16 protein-coding genes and 1 riboswitch are annotated in these 18,936 nt (G+C 46.4%); of the genes, 4 read left to right on the forward strand and 12 right to left on the reverse strand.

The window, feature by feature from the left end:
• Nucleotides 1-228 precede the first annotated feature (228 nt).
• The gene (locus GLV81_RS03425) at nucleotides 229-537 is read right to left on the reverse strand and encodes a YdcF family protein (protein ID WP_246186218.1); all 309 of its coding nucleotides are present in this window, start codon (nucleotides 535-537) and stop codon (nucleotides 229-231) included.
• A complete protein-coding gene (locus tag GLV81_RS03430) occupies nucleotides 531-1,007 on the reverse strand; it encodes a hypothetical protein (protein WP_157476899.1) in 477 nt (158 codons plus the stop codon). The genes GLV81_RS03425 and GLV81_RS03430 overlap by 7 nt, the downstream gene beginning before the upstream one ends.
• A gap of 83 nt (nucleotides 1,008-1,090) precedes the next feature.
• Between GLV81_RS03430 and GLV81_RS03435 the strand changes: the two genes are divergently transcribed.
• Nucleotides 1,091-2,326: a DEAD/DEAH box helicase gene (locus GLV81_RS03435; RefSeq protein ID WP_157476901.1), complete on the forward strand. Its 1,236-nt coding sequence runs from the start codon at nucleotides 1,091-1,093 to the stop codon at nucleotides 2,324-2,326.
• A gap of 100 nt (nucleotides 2,327-2,426) precedes the next feature.
• On the opposite strand, the gene GLV81_RS19880 is transcribed toward GLV81_RS03435, so the two are convergent.
• The 10 genes from GLV81_RS19880 to GLV81_RS03475 form a co-directional block, all read right to left on the reverse strand.
• A complete protein-coding gene (locus tag GLV81_RS19880) occupies nucleotides 2,427-3,998 on the reverse strand; it encodes a TonB-dependent receptor domain-containing protein (RefSeq protein ID WP_246186219.1) in 1,572 nt (523 codons plus the stop codon).
• A complete protein-coding gene (locus GLV81_RS19885) occupies nucleotides 3,995-5,296 on the reverse strand; it encodes a carboxypeptidase-like regulatory domain-containing protein (RefSeq protein WP_246186220.1) in 1,302 nt (433 codons plus the stop codon). Before GLV81_RS19885 ends, GLV81_RS19880 begins: the two co-directional genes overlap by 4 nt.
• 146 nt (nucleotides 5,297-5,442) lie before the next feature.
• Entirely contained in the window at nucleotides 5,443-6,477 is a 1,035-nt protein-coding gene (locus GLV81_RS03445; protein ID WP_197428896.1) for a sulfite exporter TauE/SafE family protein, read from the reverse strand.
• Between the two features lie 47 nt (nucleotides 6,478-6,524).
• The gene (locus tag GLV81_RS19190; protein WP_197428897.1) at nucleotides 6,525-6,950 is read right to left on the reverse strand and encodes a precorrin-2 dehydrogenase/sirohydrochlorin ferrochelatase family protein; all 426 of its coding nucleotides are present in this window, start codon (nucleotides 6,948-6,950) and stop codon (nucleotides 6,525-6,527) included.
• Between the two features lies 1 nt (nucleotide 6,951).
• Entirely contained in the window at nucleotides 6,952-8,613 is a 1,662-nt protein-coding gene (locus tag GLV81_RS03450; RefSeq protein WP_157476903.1) for an NADPH-dependent assimilatory sulfite reductase hemoprotein subunit, read from the reverse strand.
• Between the two features lie 30 nt (nucleotides 8,614-8,643).
• Nucleotides 8,644-10,344: a diflavin oxidoreductase gene (locus GLV81_RS03455; RefSeq protein ID WP_157476905.1), complete on the reverse strand. Its 1,701-nt coding sequence runs from the start codon at nucleotides 10,342-10,344 to the stop codon at nucleotides 8,644-8,646.
• 20 nt (nucleotides 10,345-10,364) lie between these two features.
• Nucleotides 10,365-11,219: a uroporphyrinogen-III C-methyltransferase gene (gene cobA / locus GLV81_RS03460; RefSeq protein WP_157476907.1), complete on the reverse strand. Its 855-nt coding sequence runs from the start codon at nucleotides 11,217-11,219 to the stop codon at nucleotides 10,365-10,367.
• Nucleotides 11,220-11,285: 66 nt separating this feature from the next.
• A complete protein-coding gene (locus GLV81_RS03465) occupies nucleotides 11,286-12,527 on the reverse strand; it encodes a sulfate adenylyltransferase subunit 1 (protein WP_157476909.1) in 1,242 nt (413 codons plus the stop codon).
• A gap of 35 nt (nucleotides 12,528-12,562) precedes the next feature.
• Nucleotides 12,563-13,471, reverse strand: coding sequence for a sulfate adenylyltransferase subunit CysD (gene cysD / locus GLV81_RS03470; protein WP_157476911.1), 909 nt, complete (start codon nucleotides 13,469-13,471; stop codon nucleotides 12,563-12,565).
• 49 nt (nucleotides 13,472-13,520) lie between these two features.
• Nucleotides 13,521-14,243 (reverse strand): phosphoadenylyl-sulfate reductase, encoded by a 723-nt coding sequence (locus GLV81_RS03475; protein ID WP_157476913.1) that lies wholly within the window; start codon nucleotides 14,241-14,243, stop codon nucleotides 13,521-13,523.
• Between the two features lie 372 nt (nucleotides 14,244-14,615).
• A riboswitch (SAM riboswitch) is annotated at nucleotides 14,616-14,746 on the forward strand.
• Nucleotides 14,747-15,027: 281 nt separating this feature from the next.
• Here GLV81_RS03475 and GLV81_RS03480 point away from each other — a divergent pair.
• The 3 genes from GLV81_RS03480 to GLV81_RS03490 all read left to right on the forward strand — a co-directional run bounded on the left by GLV81_RS03480 (nucleotide 15,028) and on the right by GLV81_RS03490 (nucleotide 18,858).
• Entirely contained in the window at nucleotides 15,028-16,335 is a 1,308-nt protein-coding gene (locus tag GLV81_RS03480; RefSeq protein WP_157476915.1) for an O-acetylhomoserine aminocarboxypropyltransferase/cysteine synthase family protein, read from the forward strand.
• Between the two features lie 64 nt (nucleotides 16,336-16,399).
• Entirely contained in the window at nucleotides 16,400-17,518 is a 1,119-nt protein-coding gene (locus tag GLV81_RS03485) for a homoserine O-acetyltransferase family protein (protein WP_157476917.1), read from the forward strand.
• Between the two features lie 35 nt (nucleotides 17,519-17,553).
• A complete protein-coding gene (locus tag GLV81_RS03490) occupies nucleotides 17,554-18,858 on the forward strand; it encodes a homoserine dehydrogenase (protein WP_157476919.1) in 1,305 nt (434 codons plus the stop codon).
• The last annotated feature ends 78 nt before the right edge of the window (nucleotides 18,859-18,936 follow it).

Below are 18,936 nucleotides of genomic sequence, written 5' to 3' on the forward strand. Positions count from 1 at the left end.
GCTTGTTTTTGTTGATGGCGGATGCGAAGGTAAGTGGGATGGTTGGTTGGTTCGTAAGTTGGAAGGTTGGAAGGTTGGAAAGTTCCAGAGTTCACAAGTTCCAGAGTTCACGAGTTGAACAGCTATGAGATTGCTGTCCCTACTTATTTATTTCTTATTCTTTGTTCCTTATTTCTTATTTGTTATTGCCTTTCCATTAGCACATTTTCAAATTAGCTAATTAGCACATTAACTCGCTTTCCCCGTCCAGCGGTACACCTGCAGGCCCACCATTTCTTTTAGCAGGTATTGCCATTGGCCGAGTAAAGAAAGGTCGGGAACGAGCACTGTTTCCCAATTGAATTGGTTGCGTACCAATATGTAATCGGCCACATGTGCTTTTACCGGAATGCCAGCTTTTGCAAAACAACCCAAGGCCCGTGGCATGTGCATGGCAGAGGTAATAAGTATACTGGTATCCTGCACTTGTTTGCTGGCCAAAAATGGTTTTGCTGCCAATGCACTTTCGTAGGTGTTGCGGCTTTTGTCTTCTACCAAAATAGCCGAATCTGGCACATGCAGGGCCCGCAATTCCTGACGTAAAAAGGGGCTTCGCCAGGGCGGTTTTGTTGCAAACTGCCATCGCCGCCACTCAACAAAAGGTATTGCACTTTTCCTGTGTGATACAACTTGGCTGCCTGAATAAAACGGCTGGCTGTGCTGCCGAAATACCGCTGCAGGCTGTCATCGGCATAGCTCATGCCACCCAGCAAAATGCCCATGCGATAGTTGCGCTGGTGCATTTGCGGCGCCACTTTGGGTTGCCAGTGCCAGGCCACGGTTTGATAGATGTATTGATTACTGGCTAGCAAGCCAACAATGAGTGCTGCCCAGCCCAGTCTTTTTTTCCAAACGGTTTTGCGGAGCAGCCACATACCTGCCAACAACAGCAGCACCCAATGATAAGGCACCAGCAAGAAGTACAGGATTTTTGAGACGGTGAAAAACATGCGGTGAAAATACAGCATGTGTGAGTTGCTTACTTATCTGCATGTGATGCTTAGTGCCAGCAAAAGCCATGCGTGGGCCCGAAACGTTACCTTCGTGCTACATGAAATTTGAGAAGTATCCCATTTTGCCAGCCATTAAGGCCAACCTTGCTGCGTTGGGTTTTACCCGTTTAACAGACATACAGTACAAAGCCATGCCCAGCATCATGAAGGGCGAAGATGTGCTGGCCATTGCACAAACCGGAACAGGTAAAACGGCTGCTTTTGCCATTCCGTTGGTGCAGCACATCCTTACCAGCAAGCGAAGGGCAGCCGGTGTGCGGGCATTGGTAATGGTGCCCACCCGTGAGCTGGCCATGCAAATTCATGAAGTGTTTTGCAGCATTGCCAAAGGCACTACGGCACAGGTAATGGCGGTGGTAGGCGGTGTGGAGCAAGACAAACAAATAGCCCGCCTGCAGGCCGGTATTGATGTGCTGATTGCTACGCCCGGCCGCTTGTTCGATTTGATTGCACAGCAACACATCAACATTGAAGCGGCAGAAATACTGGTGCTCGATGAAGCAGACAGAATGATGGCCCTGGGTTTTATGCGTGATATAAAAGATGTGAAACGCCGTTTGCCCCGGCAGCATCAAACCTTGTTTTTTTCTGCTACCATCAACGAAGAAATAAAAGACCTGGCTTACTCATTGGTGCGTAATCCTATTCGCATACAAGTGAGTCCGCAAAATACAGTGAGCCGTAACGTAACACACACAGTGGCCAACATTGCCATGGATGACAAACGCTTTTTTCTGGAGCGTACCATACAGCAAAATCCCGATAGTAAAATACTGGTGTTTGTACGTACACGGGTACGTGCCGAACGAGTGCAGAAAGCCATGGAAAGAGTAGGGTTGAAAACAGCTGTGATACATGGTGATAAAGAACAGGATGAACGCTTTGAAGCGTTGAAGCAATTTGCGGAGGGTACCATAAAAGTGCTCATCACTACTGATGTAAGTGCCAGAGGTATTGATATTAAAAAAGTAGAGTACGTTATCAATTACGATATACCCGATGTAGCTGAAAACTATGTACACCGCGTAGGCCGTACAGGCCGTGGTATGGAAAAAGGTTATGCCCTTTCTTTTTGCAGCGAAGAAGAAAAGCCCTTGCTGGCTGCGGTAGAAAAATTTATCGGGCAAAAAATAGATGTCATTGATATTCCGAAAGGAGATTACAACGACATGATTGATTTGTCGGCATCAGCTGCAACAGATATGGATGCCGTTAAAAAACTGATTGCTGAAAATGAACAGCGTCAGCAAGTTAAAAAGCGAAAGAAAAAGTAGCAGCATTTACAGCGGTAAAAATAAGCCCACTGTAGAAACAGCGGGCTTTAAAACTGCTAGTGAAAACATGCGTGCCGTTCATTCACGCAATATTTTTAAGTTATTTGAACAAGCCATCCAGCGTAACGGATGTGTAATACAAACCGCCGATGGTAGGTCCGGCTGCATATTGGATGTAACGGTTGTTGAGCAGGTTGCTGGCGCCCAGCTTAATGGTGGCATGCAGTTTTGGAATGCGATAGTTCACTTGTGCATCTACCTGCTGATTGGCTTCCACACGACCTATTGCCAAGGGGCTTTCCCAGTTGAATGCATTTTGCCAACGCCACACAATATTGAAGCCAACATTCTTCACCACTTCGCGGTTGCCAAACGACATATTTACAACCCAGTCTGGTGTATTGAAGCCAGTGAGAAAAACATCGCTGCTTTCATTTTCTTTCAGTTTGTTGTAGTTGGCATTGGCACTAAATGTGTAGGTCTTGTAAAAGTTGTAAGTGATGCCTGCAGCTGCACCATAACTGGTATATTGATTTTTGGCATTGGTATACACCCGATAACGAATTTGCCTTGCCCGGTTGCTGCTCAGCATATCCAGCACCGAAGCATCTGTACCTACTTTGTCTGTTGATGGCACTGCTACCTCTACCTGTCCGAGGAATCCATCGTACACATTGTAATACACATCTACATCAATGGTGAGTTTGTTGTTGAGTAAAATACTTCTGTAACCAGCTTCAAATGAATTGACTCTTTCCGGACGGGTAGGTGAAAGGTTGGTAATAGACAACAGATTGCGATTGTTGAGTGCAGCCGTATTTCGTGCTGTTCCATTGGCTACATCTCTGTTTACGGCATTGTTGAATGCATTCACACTTGCCAGAGTGTAGCTGTTTTCCAGATAGCCCAATCCTTCATTGATGTAAGCCAATCCACCCACTCTTCGCACATTACCGTTGTTGACATAGCTGAGTGCTTCAAACAAAGCAGGGAAGCGAAATCCGTTTTGAAAGGAAACCCGCAGGGTTTGCTTTGGTGTAACCGACCAAATAGCGGCAATGCGAGGATTGAACTTCGGATTGAATTCGAGGTTCTGATCTACCCTTGCTGATGCGGTGAGTTTCAGTTTGTCTTTGAAGAATGCTTTACTCAATTGTGCAAACACGCCGTATTTATGATAGTATACATTGTTGCCACCGGGTGTGGTACGTTTATCCAAAGGCTTGCTGAAGTCAACAAAGTTGTTGCCATCAGGAATCACTTCGTATGTACGCCAATCGGCACCCACCAACAGGTTGGCAAATTTGATTTCATCACTCAAATCCCATTGCGTATCGAAATGGTAAATGCGGCTTTTCTGCGTAAGCCATGCACCGCCGGTAGCCGGGGCATTGGGTACTGCAGGCACCAGGTTGGCATGGTCCCAATTGTTGATGCCAACAATGGTTTGTTTGAGTTGCTCAAAAGCCGGCGTGCCAGGTTCTACACGGCCCGCATCGGCTACCAGCCTTGCCTGGCGCATGGCTTCAGCAAGGGATGTGCCGCCATCAATGGAGCTTTGTAAACTGCCTGCAAATTTGCTGGCCCATTGGGCATTGCTTAAGTGCGTCAAATCAAGATTGTCGCTGAGTGGTTTCAGATTGTAACTGTTCCCTGTATTTTCAATGCTCACATAGCCTCGTACAAAAAGGTTTTTCCTTTTAATTCAAGCTTGTGGTTTTGCACCACTACGCCATCCAATTGAATTTTATTTCCCCGCTGAAATATGCCATCCATTTCGCCAATGCGATAGGCGTAAGAGGCTTCGAGGTTGCGATTGATTTTATAGTGAAGTCCGGCATCAAACTTCAGGTTTTCAACGGTAGGGCTCACCAGATCTTTTTCCCAATAACCTGTTCTCCGCACATTAAACGTTTCATTGCGACCGTTGTACCTTACTTGTACAGAAACATTGTTGTTGTTTTCATCGCCATACTTGTTCCATGCATCATAGCCGGGGTTGTTGCCAATGCCATTGAGCTCCGGAAAGCGACTGTTAGCAGCCGTGTTTTGATCGGTAGCGGTGCTGCTTACCCAATCGGTTCCTTTCAGATAGCTGAAATTGATTTTGTACGCCCATTTTTCACCAATCACATCAGCCCAGCGAACGGCAGTTTCTGTAAGAATACTTGGGTCGCGGTCTTTGCCATCTACATGGTTTACTCCCAGCTTTTGGTAAAAGCTCAACCCTCGATGATTGAAAGGGCTTTTCGTGATGAGATTGGCCATGCCATTGATGGCATTCATACCATACAAAGCTGAAGCTGCACCCGGTGTAATTTCTACTGATTGAATGTCCAATTCTGTTGGACCAATGGTATTGCCCAACGGTACACCCAGTGTTGCAGCCTGCATGTCTACGCCATCTACAACTTGCATAAATCGAAAGTTGTTAGGATTATTAAAGCCACGGGTATTGGGCACTTTAAACGTAAGGGAAGACGTGGTGAGTTGTACACCCTTTACATTGGCTAATGCATCGTAAAAGGAGGGTGCTGGTGTTTCTTTCAATGCCCGTATGCTTAGCTTTTCAATAGCTACCGGCGACTTCAATCTCGATTCCTCGGCACGACTGGCGGTAACCACTACTTCGTTGGCAATAAAGGTTTGCGTTGTAAGTTGTACTGCCACATTCGAACGGGCATTCCGTACTTCCAACTGGTATGGCGCATACCCAACACTGGTAAATACAAGGGTAAACGGAAAGCGTTGGTTGATGATGAATGAAAAGTTGCCTGCAGAGTCTGACGCTGTGCCTTGCGTGCCACCTTTCAATACAATGCTAACGCCTTCCAGCGGACTGCCGGATTCATTTACTACCCGTCCACTAATTTGAACAGAGCCGTTTAGTTGTGCGAAAGCAGTATTGGCTGCAATAATGAAGAATACCGCTAGTGTAAATTTTTTAAAGTACACTAAAACAGTGAACAAAAATGATGTGTGTTGTTGATTCATGTTTTTCGATATGCTAATAAATGAAATAGGGGATATTAATGATGGTTAATGAACCATCATTTTATGAGATTGCAAATGTTCATTAAATCAGTGAACAAAACAAATTCTGTGAAAACAAATTCTTAGAAAATTTTGATGAGGATTTTGGCACTCCATACAATCACCAAACAACCCAACAATAAGAAAGCCGTTTTGCGGGGCATTTTTCCTGCCAGCCTTGCAGCAATTGGGGCGGCAATAAGACTACCAATGATGAGTGCGACAATCGCCTGCCAATGGCTCACGCCAATCATGATGAAAAAGGCGAAGGCACTACTGAGGGTAACAAAAAATTCGGTGAGGCTTACGGTGCCAATCACGTACTTAGGTGTGCGGCCCCTGTTGATGAGGGTGCTGGTAACAATAGGGCCCCAGCCACCACCACCAAACGAATCGAGGAAACCACCGGTGCCTGCTAACAATTTATAGTGCTTGAATTTCTTTTTGGGTACCGTTGTTTTAAAAGCATTGAAAATAAATTTCACTCCCAAAAACAAGGTGTAACATGCCATCATGGGGCGCAGGTATTGTGCATGACTTTCGCCAAATTCTACCAACAACCAGGCACCAATCACTGCTCCAATAACACCCGGTATCACAATGGCTTTGAATAGTTTTTTATTGACGTTGCCAAAACGGTAATGGCTCAAACCGCTGGCGCCGCTGGCAAACATTTCTGCTGTGTGAATGCTGCCACTCATGGCAGCCGGTGGTACACCTGCGGAAAGCATGATGGTAGCAGAAGTGATGCCATAGCCCATACCCAATGAACCATCAATAATTTGGGCGAGAAAACCCGCCAGCAATATCCAGCCAAAGTTGTTATCGAGCTGTAAATACAAGTCGATGGTGCCATCGGCCAATGCCTGAAATGGGATGTAGGAAAAAATGAAATGGCCAATGAGCATGGAGGCAAACACAATCAACGACCAGCGGGCAATATTGAACCAGCGGGTACGCTGATCTTTCGATTCATCTACATGCAAAGAGGCGGTGATTTTATTTAGCTGTTTTACTTTCTTATCAAAATCGCCGCTGAGTTTGCTGCGCACCTGATGCAGGTTGTTGGCCAATGCATCCAACTCGTCGGGCAGGCTGTCATGCAATACTTCTTTCAAACGCTTGGCGAGTGTAGGCGATTTTCCGTTTGTTGAAATCGCAATTTTTACCTGCCCTTTTTTACCACAGACGATAAGTAAAAATCGCAGAGATCGGGAGTGTCTGCCACGTTCACCCATTTGTGCTGTTGCTTGGCTTCGTAGTAAATGTCTTCTGCAAGTGCTCGGTTATTTACTGCCACCATCACTACATCAGCAAGGGAAAGATGCGTAGGAGAATAAGATGCTTGCAGTTGTTGAATGTGCGGATGCTGCTGCAATAACTGCTGCATGCCGGGGCTGAATACTTCGGCCAGTACCGTAATGTTGGTACGGGGCGAATTGCTCAAAATGGCTTGCAGTTTTTCTGTACCCACAGGGCCGGCACCAATTACCAACACCCTCATTTGTTCCAGTTTTACAAACACCGGAAACAAGGGATTGAATTCCTTGGCAGAGGCCACTTCATCTTCTATCAACAATTTCGCACTCATCTTACTTACTGCTGTTTTGAACAAAGCGATAACTGAAATCGCCAAAATTTTCGTTGGGTAGCTTTTGCTGAACGTATGCTTCGAACAAAGAATCGAGCTCTTTTAAAATACCCGCTTCGTCTACATTTTCCTGATATTTTACATTCAGGCGTTTGCCAATTCTATCGCCACCAATATGCAAATTGTACAAGCCATACGCCGTGCCGATAAATCCTATTTCAGCAGCTGGCGAACGACCGCAGCCATTGGGGCAGCCCGTCATGCGAACAATGATTTCTTCCTCTTGCAAACCATGTTTTTCCAACAGCGGTTCTATTTTGGAAATGAGTGAAGGCAGATACCGTTGCGCTTCTGCCAATGCTAACGGACATGTATTGAAGGCAACACAAGCCATGCTGTTTTTGCGAACTGCACTGCTGTATTCTGTAAAGGCTTTCACAGAAAATTGTTCCAGCAATGCATCAATAGCGGCTTTGTCTTGCTCCTGCACATCAGCCACAATCACGTTTTGATTGCTGGTGAAACGAAAATTGCACTTGCCTGTTTTGGCTATTTCATACAACGCAGTTTTTGTTGCTGCGTTGGCATCATCCGTTACACGGCCATGCTCTACAAACACAGTGTAATACCACAAACCATTGGCGGCTTGCTGCCAGCCAAACAAATCTTGCCGGGCATCAAACTGTACCGGCTTAGCGGGTTCAATCCTGACGCCGCTTCTGCGTTCTACTTCAGCTTTGTATTTATCGAGGCCAAGGTTGTCAACGGTATACTTTAATCGGGCTAGTTTTCTATCTCTGCGGTTGCCATAATCTCTTTGCACCGTCAGTATTTCATAAATCACTTTCAGCGTGTTTTCTTCACCGGCTACAAAACCAATGGTGCTGGCCAGTCGGGGGTACGTGGCTGTATTGCCATGGGTTTGGCTTAGGCCACCGCCAATGGCAATGTTGAAACCAATCAACTCATTGTTTTCAATGATGGCAATCAATCCCAAATCATTCGTATATACATCCACATCATTGTTGGGTGGAATGGCAATACCGATTTTGAATTTTCTCGGCAGGTAACGGTCTTGGTACAGGGGATCTTCTTCCGAACGTTCGGCCAGCTTTTCTTCATCCAGCCATATTTCATAGTAAGCCCTGGTTTTGGGCATCAGCAGGCTGCTGATTTTATCGGCATAGGCATGCACTTGTGCATGAATGGGAGAGAATGCAGGATGCGAACTTGCCGCAACGTTTCGGTTGATGTCGCCGCAGGTAGCAATGCTATCCAATTGAGCGGCATTAAATGCCTGTATCGTTGGTTTGATGTCTGACTTCAACAAGCCATGTAATTGTATAGTTTGTCGGGTGGTGATTTTGATGACTCCTGTAGAATGTTCGCCGGCTATATGATGCGTTGCCAACCACTGGTCGGCAGTTAAAGTACCGCCAGGCAAGCGAAGGCGAATCATAAAAGAGTAGAGGCGTTCTAATTTTTTGGCAGCCCGTTCTTCTCTTCTGTCGCGGTCGTCTTGTAGGTACATGCCATGAAATTTGATGACCTGCAAATCGGCTTCACTCACGGCGCCTGTCAAATCATTTTGCAGGGCTTCTGTGAGTGTGCCCCGCAGTCCCTGACTTTCTTTTTTTATTTTTTCAACCGGTGATGGTTTCATGTATGCTGCTTATGAAATGGATAGAATGATTTAATACAACTCTTTTGCGTAGCGGCCTTCTTTGGCCAGCTCTTTCAAATAGTTGGCAGCGGCTTCTTCGCTGCTTTGTTGTTTGCGGGCAATGAGTTGCAGCAAGGCTTCCTCTACTGGTTTACCAGCTACGGCTTTTTCTCCACTAATGAATACATACGCACCACTATTCAGCCATTGCCACAGTTGCTCTTCATGCTCAAGCACCAACTGTTGCAAGGTTTTTTGTTGCTGCGTGTTGGTAGAAAAACCTACATGCCATTGATGCAGGCTGCCTGTTTCGTGCAAGCTCTGCCATTCGCTTTGATAGTAGAAATCAGTTACCCGGTTTTCTTCTGCAAACAGCAGCCAGTTTTTACCGCTGGCTCCCGTGGCATCTCTTTCTGCCACCATGCTGCGAAACGGTGCTATGCCTGTGCCATAAGCCAGCATAATGAGGTGACGGTCGGAGCGGGGAATCTGAAAATGTTTTTGCTGATGCAGGAACATGTCCACTTTGGTGCCCGGTTTGAGTTGCGTTACATAAGTAGAGCCAAAGCCATGTTTGCTGCCTTCTTCTGTATCAAATTCATGCAATGCTGCCGTTAAATGAATTTGCCCAGGATGGGTGTTGGGCGATGAAGAAATGGTGTAGAGTCTTGGTGTAATAGGGTTGAGAATGTCAAACAGTTGTTGCGCTGCAAACTCTGAAGGCCAAGGATAAATGCGCAGCAAATCAAACAAATCGATGCGGGTGTCTGGAATGTCTGTTTGAATGAGTTGCGCATATTTTTTTACCACAGCGGTAGTAAGGTGAGAAATGCTAACGACCTGTGTGAGCAAGTGTTTGGCTGATGCTGATTGCTGTTTGAAACTAAAGATAGCATCGGGTTGTACCTGTAGCAGTTGAATGATTTGTGCTACAACGGAAGCGGAGTTATGCGGGGTAACGCCCACGGCGTTTCCCGGTAAATACACCAGCTCTTCGGGTAAATCAAATTCAAGATGGTGCACCTTTTTATTACTGCCGGTATCGTTCAGCAATTGATTGACACCGAGAGTAGCGGTGAACGTTTTTTTGCCACTGCTTTGTACCGAAACCACTGCTGCTGCAGGTTTTGCTACCGGTGCCTGCTGTTGCAATGCAGTGAGTACATTACTCATCCACGCATCGGCTACGGGTTCATAATCATCATCGCATAGCGCAATGGGAGCGATGGCTGTGGCCTGCAGTCTTTTGAGCTGTGCATCCACATCAATGCCGGCCTGACAAAATAAAGGGTATGATTTACTGCCTAAGGCTACCACCGCATATTGCAAACCCTGCAATGGTGTTTGCAATTGATGTAAGTAATCATACAATGCTTTTGCGTTGGCAGGAGGTTCTCCTTCACCTTGTGTGCTGATGGCAATGAGCAAGGTTTCTTCAGCACTCAGTTGTTGCAGTTTGTATTGTTCGGCAGCAACTAATTTTGTTTTTCTTCCGGCTTGTTTCAGTTTGCCGGCGAGGGTAGTGGCCACTTTTTTGGAGTTGCCGGTCTCCGTGCCGTAGAGTACGGTTACGATGCCATTCGCAGTGGCTTTATTACTAGCAGGGGGCAGTTGCGCAGCGTCGTTTCCTCTGGCCAATCCTGCGAGGTAGCCACTCATCCACAACCACTCTTCCGAAGTGCTTTGCTCAATAAGGGCATGTAATTGTTGCAATTTTGCGGGAGCCAACATGATGGAGTAATTGAGATGGATTAACGAACTATGGTAACGGTTTCAGCAGGCTTTGCTGTTGGTATTGTTGGTATCACGGTTACCGGATCAAAAAATTCTGTATTGGTTTGTGCGTTGCTGCTCCACATGAAACGCTTGTGCAGTTGTGCAGCTTCGCCAATAATGAGTAAGGCAGGTGACAAAAAGCGGTGTTGCTGCCAGTCGGTACTGCAAGTGGCAAGTGTGCTCAACTGAAACTGTTGCAGTGGTGTTGTGGCTTGCTCTGCCAGCAATATAGGTGTATCTCCTTTTTTGCCATGTGCCATCAGTGTTGCTGCAAGGGTGAAACAAGTTTCGCCACTCATGTAAAACACCAATGTGTCGCTGGTGTTGGCAAGGTTTTGCCATTCCGCTTCATCCACAGCTTCATGGTTATAATACGTAAGCAAACGAACGCCTCTCGAAATATTTCTTGCTGTGAGTGGTACGCCAGCTACTGCCGCAGTACCTAAAGCTGCCGTTACTCCCGGCACCAGTTCGTAAGCAATATTGTGGGCTTCGAGTGTTTCTAATTCATCGAGTATGTTGCTGAAAATGCTGATATCACCGCCTTTTAAACGTACCACATTGCGGTGCATGCAGGCATGATGTACCAGCAATTCGTTGATGGTGAGTTGCGGTGTACTCTTGTCTTTGCGGCATTGCTTGCCTACAGGAATGATGATGGCTTGTGCTGCAAACTGCTGCGTAATGGCAGGATTGACCAGGCGGTCAACCAGCACCACATCGGCTTGTGCCAAATGACGAGCTGCTTTTATCGTCAGCAATTCCGGGTCGCCGGGGCCGGCACCAATAATGATGACTTTTCCTGTTGGGGTTGGTGTGAATGTTGTCAAGTTGAATTCACTAAAAAGGTGAACAATAGTGATACGGCTTTGTGCCTGATGATTTTTGGTCTTTGCTTATTGAATCATGCAGGCACCTACAGTAATGTTGCTGGTTTCATCGATGAGGATGGCGCCGCCATTGGCTCTCAGGTCGGCGTAGCTGTCGTATGGCAGTGCCACTGCTGTACGAATGGTTGCCTTTACCACTTCGTTTAGTTTTACAGTGCCGTCAAATGGAATGTTTTCTAAGGTATTCACATCGATTTTGTACTCAATGTTTTTTACCACTGCACGTACACGGCTACTGTTGAGTTGAAGCTGGTATTTGTTGCCACTCAGCAATGGTTTGGTATCCATCCAGCAGAGCAGCACTTCCAGTTCATTGCTTTGCTTGGGTAAGAAAGCAGTGGGAACAATCACATCACCCCGGCTTACATCTACATCATCTGTAAGATGCAACACTATGCTTTGTGGTGCATGCGCTGTAGACACGTCTTTGAAGTTATGTTCGATTCGGTCAACGGTTGTTTGAATTCCTGCTGGCAGTACCGTTACGGGTTCACCTACCTTATAGGTGCCGCTGATGATTTTACCGGCATAGCCACGGTAGTCGTGCAGCTCTTCAGTTTGAGGTCGTATTACGTACTGTACTGGAAATCGACCTTGTGACAGGTTGATGTTTTCTGCAATTTCCACTGTTTCCAAAAACTCCAGCAAAGGCAGTCCTTTGTACCAGGGCATGCTGTCGGTTTTGTCAACGATGTTGTCGCCATTGAGTGCAGAAATGGGTACATAGGTTACATCTTTCAGGCCCAGTTTTGCTGCAATCTGTGTATAGTCAATTACGATGTTGTTGTACACGTCTTCAGAAAAATCAACAAGGTCCATTTTGTTGATGGCTACCACTACTTTAGGTATGCGGAGCAGCGAAGCAATAATGCTGTGGCGTCGAGTTTGTTCCACCACGCCTTGGCGGGCATCAATGAGTACAATAATGAGTTCGGAATTGCTGGCACCCGTCACCATGTTGCGGGTGTACTGAATGTGGCCCGGCGCATCCGCAATAATGAATTTGCGTTTGGGCGTAGAAAAGTATTTATAAGCCACATCAATGGTAATGCCTTGCTCACGTTCGGCACGAAGTCCATCCGTCAGCAATGCCGGATCAATTTCGCCATTGGCTTTGTTTTTGGTTTGCCTTTCGATGGCTTCCAATTGGTCTACCAATATGCTCTTGCTGTCGTACAGCAAACGACCAATTAAAGTGCTCTTGCCATCATCAACACTGCCGGCGGTTATAAATCGTAAAAGATCCATTGTTTTTATTGTATTAGCCCCTTTAGGGGTTGGGGTTAAAAGTATCCATTCTTCTTTCTGTCTTCCATGGCCGCTTCGGTTACGCGGTCGTCGATGCGGGTTTCGCCACGTTCGCTGATGCGGGTGGCAATGATTTCATTCACCACTTCATCGAGTGTGGCTGCATGGCTTTCAACAGCAGCAGTACAAGTCATATCGCCAACAGTACGATAGCGAACTTTCTTCACGGCTACCACATCGCCTTCTTCTATTTGTATGAAATCTGAAACGGCAATGAGTTGATCGTCATGCACCAGCACTTCACGGTCGTGAGCAAAGTAGATGGATGGCAATTCAATGCCTTCGCGACGGATGTAATTCCATACATCTAACTCTGTCCAGTTGCTGATGGGGAAGGCTCGTACATTTTCGCCCTTCGAAATGCGACCATTGTAAGTGCTCCACAGTTCCGGGCGTTGTTGTTTGGGATCCCATTCACCAAATTCATTCCGCACACTAAACACTCTTTCTTTTGCCCTCGCTTTTTCTTCATCGCGGCGGGCACCACCAATGCAGCAATCAAATTCAAACTCTTCAATGGTTTCGAGCAGGGTATAGGTTTGCAACGCATTGCGGCTCGCAAACTTGCCCTTTGGCTCAGTGAGTTGCTGGCGCTGAATGGTATCGCCCACTTGGCGTACAATCAAACGTTCGCCTATTTTTTCAGCCAGTGCATCGCGGTAGGCGAGTGCCTCCGGAAAGTTGTGGCCCGTATCGATGTGTACCAACGGAAATGGAAACCTGCCGGGGCGAAATGCTTTCAATGCGAGATGGACCAGACAAATAGAATCTTTACCACCACTAAACAGCAGGGCTGGACGTTCAAACTGTCCGGCTACTTCTCGCATAATGTGAATGGCTTCCGACTCGAGGTGATCTAAATAATCAAATGAATAACTACTCATGGATGCTGTTGTATTTTTTGCACAATGTGTATGCAAGGGTCATGGTTAATCAGGCGCTGTGTACATGCAGGCCGCATTCTTTTTTGCTGGCATCTTCCCACCACCAGCGGCCGGCTCTAAAGTCTTCGCCGGGCTGCACGGCTCTGGTACAAGGTGCGCAGCCAATGCTCACAAAACCCTTTTGGTGTAAGGGGTTGGCAGGAATGTGATGTTGTTGAATAAAGTCTGTTACCTGCTCAGTAGACCAATGCAGCAGCGGATGATATTTTACTACCTGATGCGTTGCGTCCCATTCCAATTGGTGCATGTCATTCCTGTTGGGCGAATGCGCAGCACGAATGCCGGTGATCCATACTTTTTTACCGGCCAGTGCCCGTTGCAGTGGTTCTACTTTACGTATGTGACAGCATTGCTGCCGCAGCGCTACGGATTCATAAAAGGCATTGGGACCATTGGCCGCTACGTAAGATTGTAAGCCATCGGCCTGAGGATAATAAGCGGTAATGGGCAGCTGGTATTTTTCCAGCGTGGCTGTCCAGGTAGAATAGGTTTCCGGAAACAAACGGCCAGTGTCCAACGTAAACAATCCGATGGGCAAATTGGCCTCCGCAATGAGGTGCGTAATGATTTGATCTTCCCAACTAAAACTGGTAGACAATACAACAGCTCCCGGCCATGCATGTGCAGCAGCGGCCAGTGTAGCAGTGGGGTCATTCGGTTGCAGCAAGGCCTCAAATTGGGCCAGTTGTGCTGCTCCTTGAAGTTGGCTCATGTGTACTGATGATTCAGGTTTTTTTGTTGAATATGTTGCGGGTAAAACGGAGAACGGTACCGTTTACCAACAACAACTATTTAGGCTCACCCTTTTCATCAGAGAACAAAATTGATTTCGTATTAGCGAGGGTAAAATTAGAAGCGGGTACTGAAATAGAAAAAATAATTTTCACCAAGTTAGTGAACATTAACAAATGGCATACCTCCTGATTTCTCTGAAGCCTTGTGCCACAAGGGGTTGCAGGCATGAAATCGATTGCGGATTTTTTTCTTTCCTGCTTTTTGAGCATGTGATTTTTGCCACAGCTACAAAAAAAGTTTTGGAAATTCGGAAAGCAGCCTATTACATTTGCGGCAGTTCTTTCAAAACAACTTATCAAGAAAGGCAGAGGGAAATGGCCCTGTGAAGCCTTGGCAACCCTATCAGAGTACTCGTCTGATAGAAGGTGCCAACTCCATCCTGTACACTGGTTTCGGCCGGTGAACGGAGAGAGATAAGTCAGAGATCAAGTTTGATTACAAATCGTATTAGCATACTATCAAGCTCATCCTGACTTATCCGGATGAGCTTTTTTGTACCCTTTACCACCGGTTTCGGTGGCCAGAGAATCAATCGCCGATACGTGTGGCACGGCCGGCACTAAGGTTCTTCCGGGTAAGTCTACCAAGCACTCCTCTGATAAGTTTTTGAAGCGGCCCTCACCCGGCTTTCTCCCACAGGTAACTTTTTTACCTGTGGGGGAATGGGTGGCAATTTCATTCATCAAAAAAACACAAACACCATGAGCCAGTTACGATTTGAAACACTGCAATTACATGCCGGTCAGCAAGTAGACCCTACTACCAAAAGCCGTGCAGTGCCCATTTATCAAACCACTTCTTATGTTTTTGATAATGCTGAGCATGCTGCCAATTTGTTTGGCCTGAAAGCTTTCGGCAATATCTACACCCGTATTATGAACCCCACCACCGATGTGTTTGAGCAACGCATGGCTGCATTGGAAGGTGGTGTGGCAGCTCTGGCGGTTGCCAGTGGTCAGGCTGCGCAGTTCATTGCCCTCAACAACATTTTGCAGGCCGGCGACAATTTTGTAACGACCTCGTATTTATACGGTGGCACCTACAATCAGTTCAAGGTTGGTTTCAAGCGCCTGGGTATTGAAGCCCGCTTTGCCGACGGCGACAATGTAGACAGCTTTGAAGCACTCATCGACGACAACACCAAAGCCATTTACCTCGAAACCATTGGTAACCCTCGTCTCAATATTCCTGATTTTGAAAAATTTGCTGCGCTGGCAAAAGCACACAATCTCCCACTGATTGTAGACAACACTTTTGCTGCAGGTGGTTTCTTGTTTCGCCCTCTCGAACATGGTGCCAACATTGTGGTAGAAAGTGCTACCAAGTGGATTGGTGGCCATGGTACGAGCATTGGTGGTGTAATAGTTGATGGTGGCAATTATGACTGGGGCAATGGTAAATTCCCACAGTTTAGCGAACCATCAGAAGGCTACCACGGCCTGGTGTTTAAAGATGTGTTTGGTGTCAACAATCCATTGGGGTTGCCCAACATTCAGTTTGCCATTCGTGCAAGGGTAGAAGGCCTTCGTGATTTCGGACCGGCTATCAGTCCGTTCAATTCTTTTCAACTGATTCAAGGTTTGGAAACCTTGAGCCTGCGTGTAGAACGCCACGTACAAAATGCTTTGGCGCTGGCGCAATGGTTGGAAAGCCATCCGCAAGTGGAGTATGTCTTGTATCCCGGTTTGGAAAGCAACCCCTATCATGCCATCGCTAAAAAATATTTGAAAAATGGTTTTGGCGGTGTGTTGCAAGTGGGCCTGAAAGGCGGTAAAGAAAAAGCCACGCAGTTTATTGATGCCTTGCAACTGGCCAGCAATCTGGCGAATGTGGGCGATGCCAAAACACTGGTGATTCATCCTGCTTCTACCACGCATGAGCAGCTGAGCGAAGCAGAGCAAATTGCCAGCGGTGTATTGCCGGCACAGGTGCGGGTAAGTGTGGGTATCGAACACATCGAAGACATCAAAGCAGATTTTCAACAAGCATTCGATAAAGTATTTGCATAATCACAAAGTCACCTGCATCAATTGGTGCAGGTGACTTTGTACCATATCTATTGCAGTAGCAACCATGAGTGAAGCGCATAAACAAACCGGCACAGCATACAGTCCCTGCGAAGTGAAAACATTTCGGGTACCGCAGGATTTGTGCTCGCCGGCAGAAAAGCTGAAGTGGAAAGGATTTGAACTGGAGAGTGGCGAAAAGCTACCGCAATATCATTTGGCATACACCACCTGCGGCCAACTCAATACAGAACGCAACAATGTTGTGTGGATTTTTCATGCACTCACTGCCAACAGTAATCCGCAAGAGTGGTGGGACGGATTGGTGGGGGCCGGCAAATACTTTGATCCCGCTAAGTATTTTATTGTGTGTGTAAACACACCCGGCAGTTGCTACGGCAGCATTGGCCCGCTTGACATGAACGTGGCTACGGGCAAACCGTACTATCACGATTTTCCTTTTTTCAGCACCCGTGATTTGATTCGCAGCTATCAACCGCTACGCCGTTTTTTGGGTATCGAGAAAATACATATCGGTATTGGCGGCAGCATGGGCGGCCAACAATTGCTGGAGTGGAGTATTGAAGAACCTGAACTCTTTGAGCACATTATTCCTATTGCTACCAATGCTATTCATAGTGCATGGGGTATTGCGTTCAATACTACACAACGCATGATTATTGAAGCAGATGGTACGTGGGGCCAACAGCATCCGCAGGCTGGCATTGCCGGCATGAAAGCAGCCCGTGCCATGGCGTTGATTTCATACAGAAGTTACGAAGGCTATGCATTAAAGCAATCCACGAATAACAGCCAGTGGCAAATAGATAACAGCGGCGAATCGGTGGGTGGCGCTGCATCTTACCAACGCTATCAGGGAGAAAAACTAGCCAACCGCTACAATGCTTTTAGCTATTATACATTGAGCAAAACTATGGATAGTCACAACCTTGGTCGTGGCCGTGGTACTGTGGCTGAAGCCTTGCAGCTCATACGTGCCAAGGCTTTGGTGATTGGCATCGACAGCGACGTGTTGTTTCCATTGAGTGAGCAACAATATCTGGCAGCGCAAATTCCGGGTGCTCATTTTTTAAGCATCAGCAGTCATTTTGGGCATGATGGTTTTTTGCTGGAGTTTGATACCATTGAAAAAGCCATCGATTCATTTTTGAATGATAACAAATAGTTTCATCAACAGCGTAAACAATAAATTACATAGATATGTCACAACACATTGAGCATCCCGATTATCATCATAAACAGTTGACCATTGGTCTGTTTGGATTTGGCGTAGTTGGCGAAGGTTTGTATCAGGTCTTGAAGCAAACGCCTTCCTTAAAAGCTTCTATCAAAAGAGTGTGTATCAAGAATCCGGAGAAGAAGCGCAATGCACCGGCGGAGCTGTTTACTACAGACAGAGATGAGTTGTTGAATGATGAAGCAATCAATGTGATTGTAGAAGTAATTGATGATGCAGACGCTGCTTTTTACATTGTAAAAACGGCATTGCTCGGTGGCAAGCATGTGGTGAGTGCCAGCAAAAAAATGATTGCTGAGCATTTGACTGAACTGCTGCAACTGCAACAGCAAACGGGGCAGTCGTTTTTGTACGAAGCTTCGGCTTGTGCTTCTATTCCGGTGATTCGTAATTTGGAAGAATACTACGACAATGATTTGCTGCACAGCATTCAGGCCATTGTGAATGGTAGCACCAACTACATTCTCACCAAAATGTTTGAAGAGAAGCTGAGCTACCGCGATGCATTGTTGCAGGCTCAGCAGTTGGGCTTTGCAGAAAGCAATCCCAAGCTGGATGTAGAAGGCTATGATGCTGTGAACAAATGGAACAACCTGTTGGCACATGCTTACGGCATTGTTACATCTCCCGAAAAAATTCTGTTTACGGGTATTCAAAGTGTACAGGCATTTGATGCACAGGTAGCAGAGGAAAGACACTACGTTATTCGACTGGTGGCACAAGCTAAGAAATTGGAGAGCGGCAAAGTAGCAGCGTTTGTGTTGCCGCAGTTTGTACAAGCCAGCGATCACCTGTCGTTTGTACGCAACGAATACAACGGTGTGGTGATAGAAAGCGGCTTTGCCGACAAGCAATTCTTCTATGGCAAAGGAGCCGGTAGTTTCCCAACGGCTTCTGCGGTGTTGAGTGATATTTCAGCACTCCGTTACGACTATCGCTATGAATACAAAAAGTTGTACCACCACACACCAGGTGAGCTCACCAATGATTACTACCTGAAAGTGTACCTAAGTTTTGAAAATGTAGAAGAAGTACCAAAAGATAAGTTTGAGTGGATTGAAGAATGGCATGCCCGTGAAGACCGCAAGTATTTGGTGGGCGTACTGCATGTGCAACACCTCATTGATAGTGATTGGTGGAAGACCAATGGCACTTCGCTGGTGCTTTTGCCCAATGCTATCATTGAAAGTCTTGATTTACAAAAGCTCAAGAAGAAAAGCCTCGAACTCGCTGGCTTGCAATTGCACCACGGGTTTAAGCAGTGGTAAAGGATAATTAGTAGACTGTTAGAATTTGTAGAGATATTGTACGCAAAAAAGAATCGGTTGTTGTTTAATCAACAGCCG

This window comes from Phnomibacter ginsenosidimutans (assembly GCF_009740285.1).
Taxonomy (GTDB): domain Bacteria; phylum Bacteroidota; class Bacteroidia; order Chitinophagales; family Chitinophagaceae; genus Phnomibacter; species Phnomibacter ginsenosidimutans.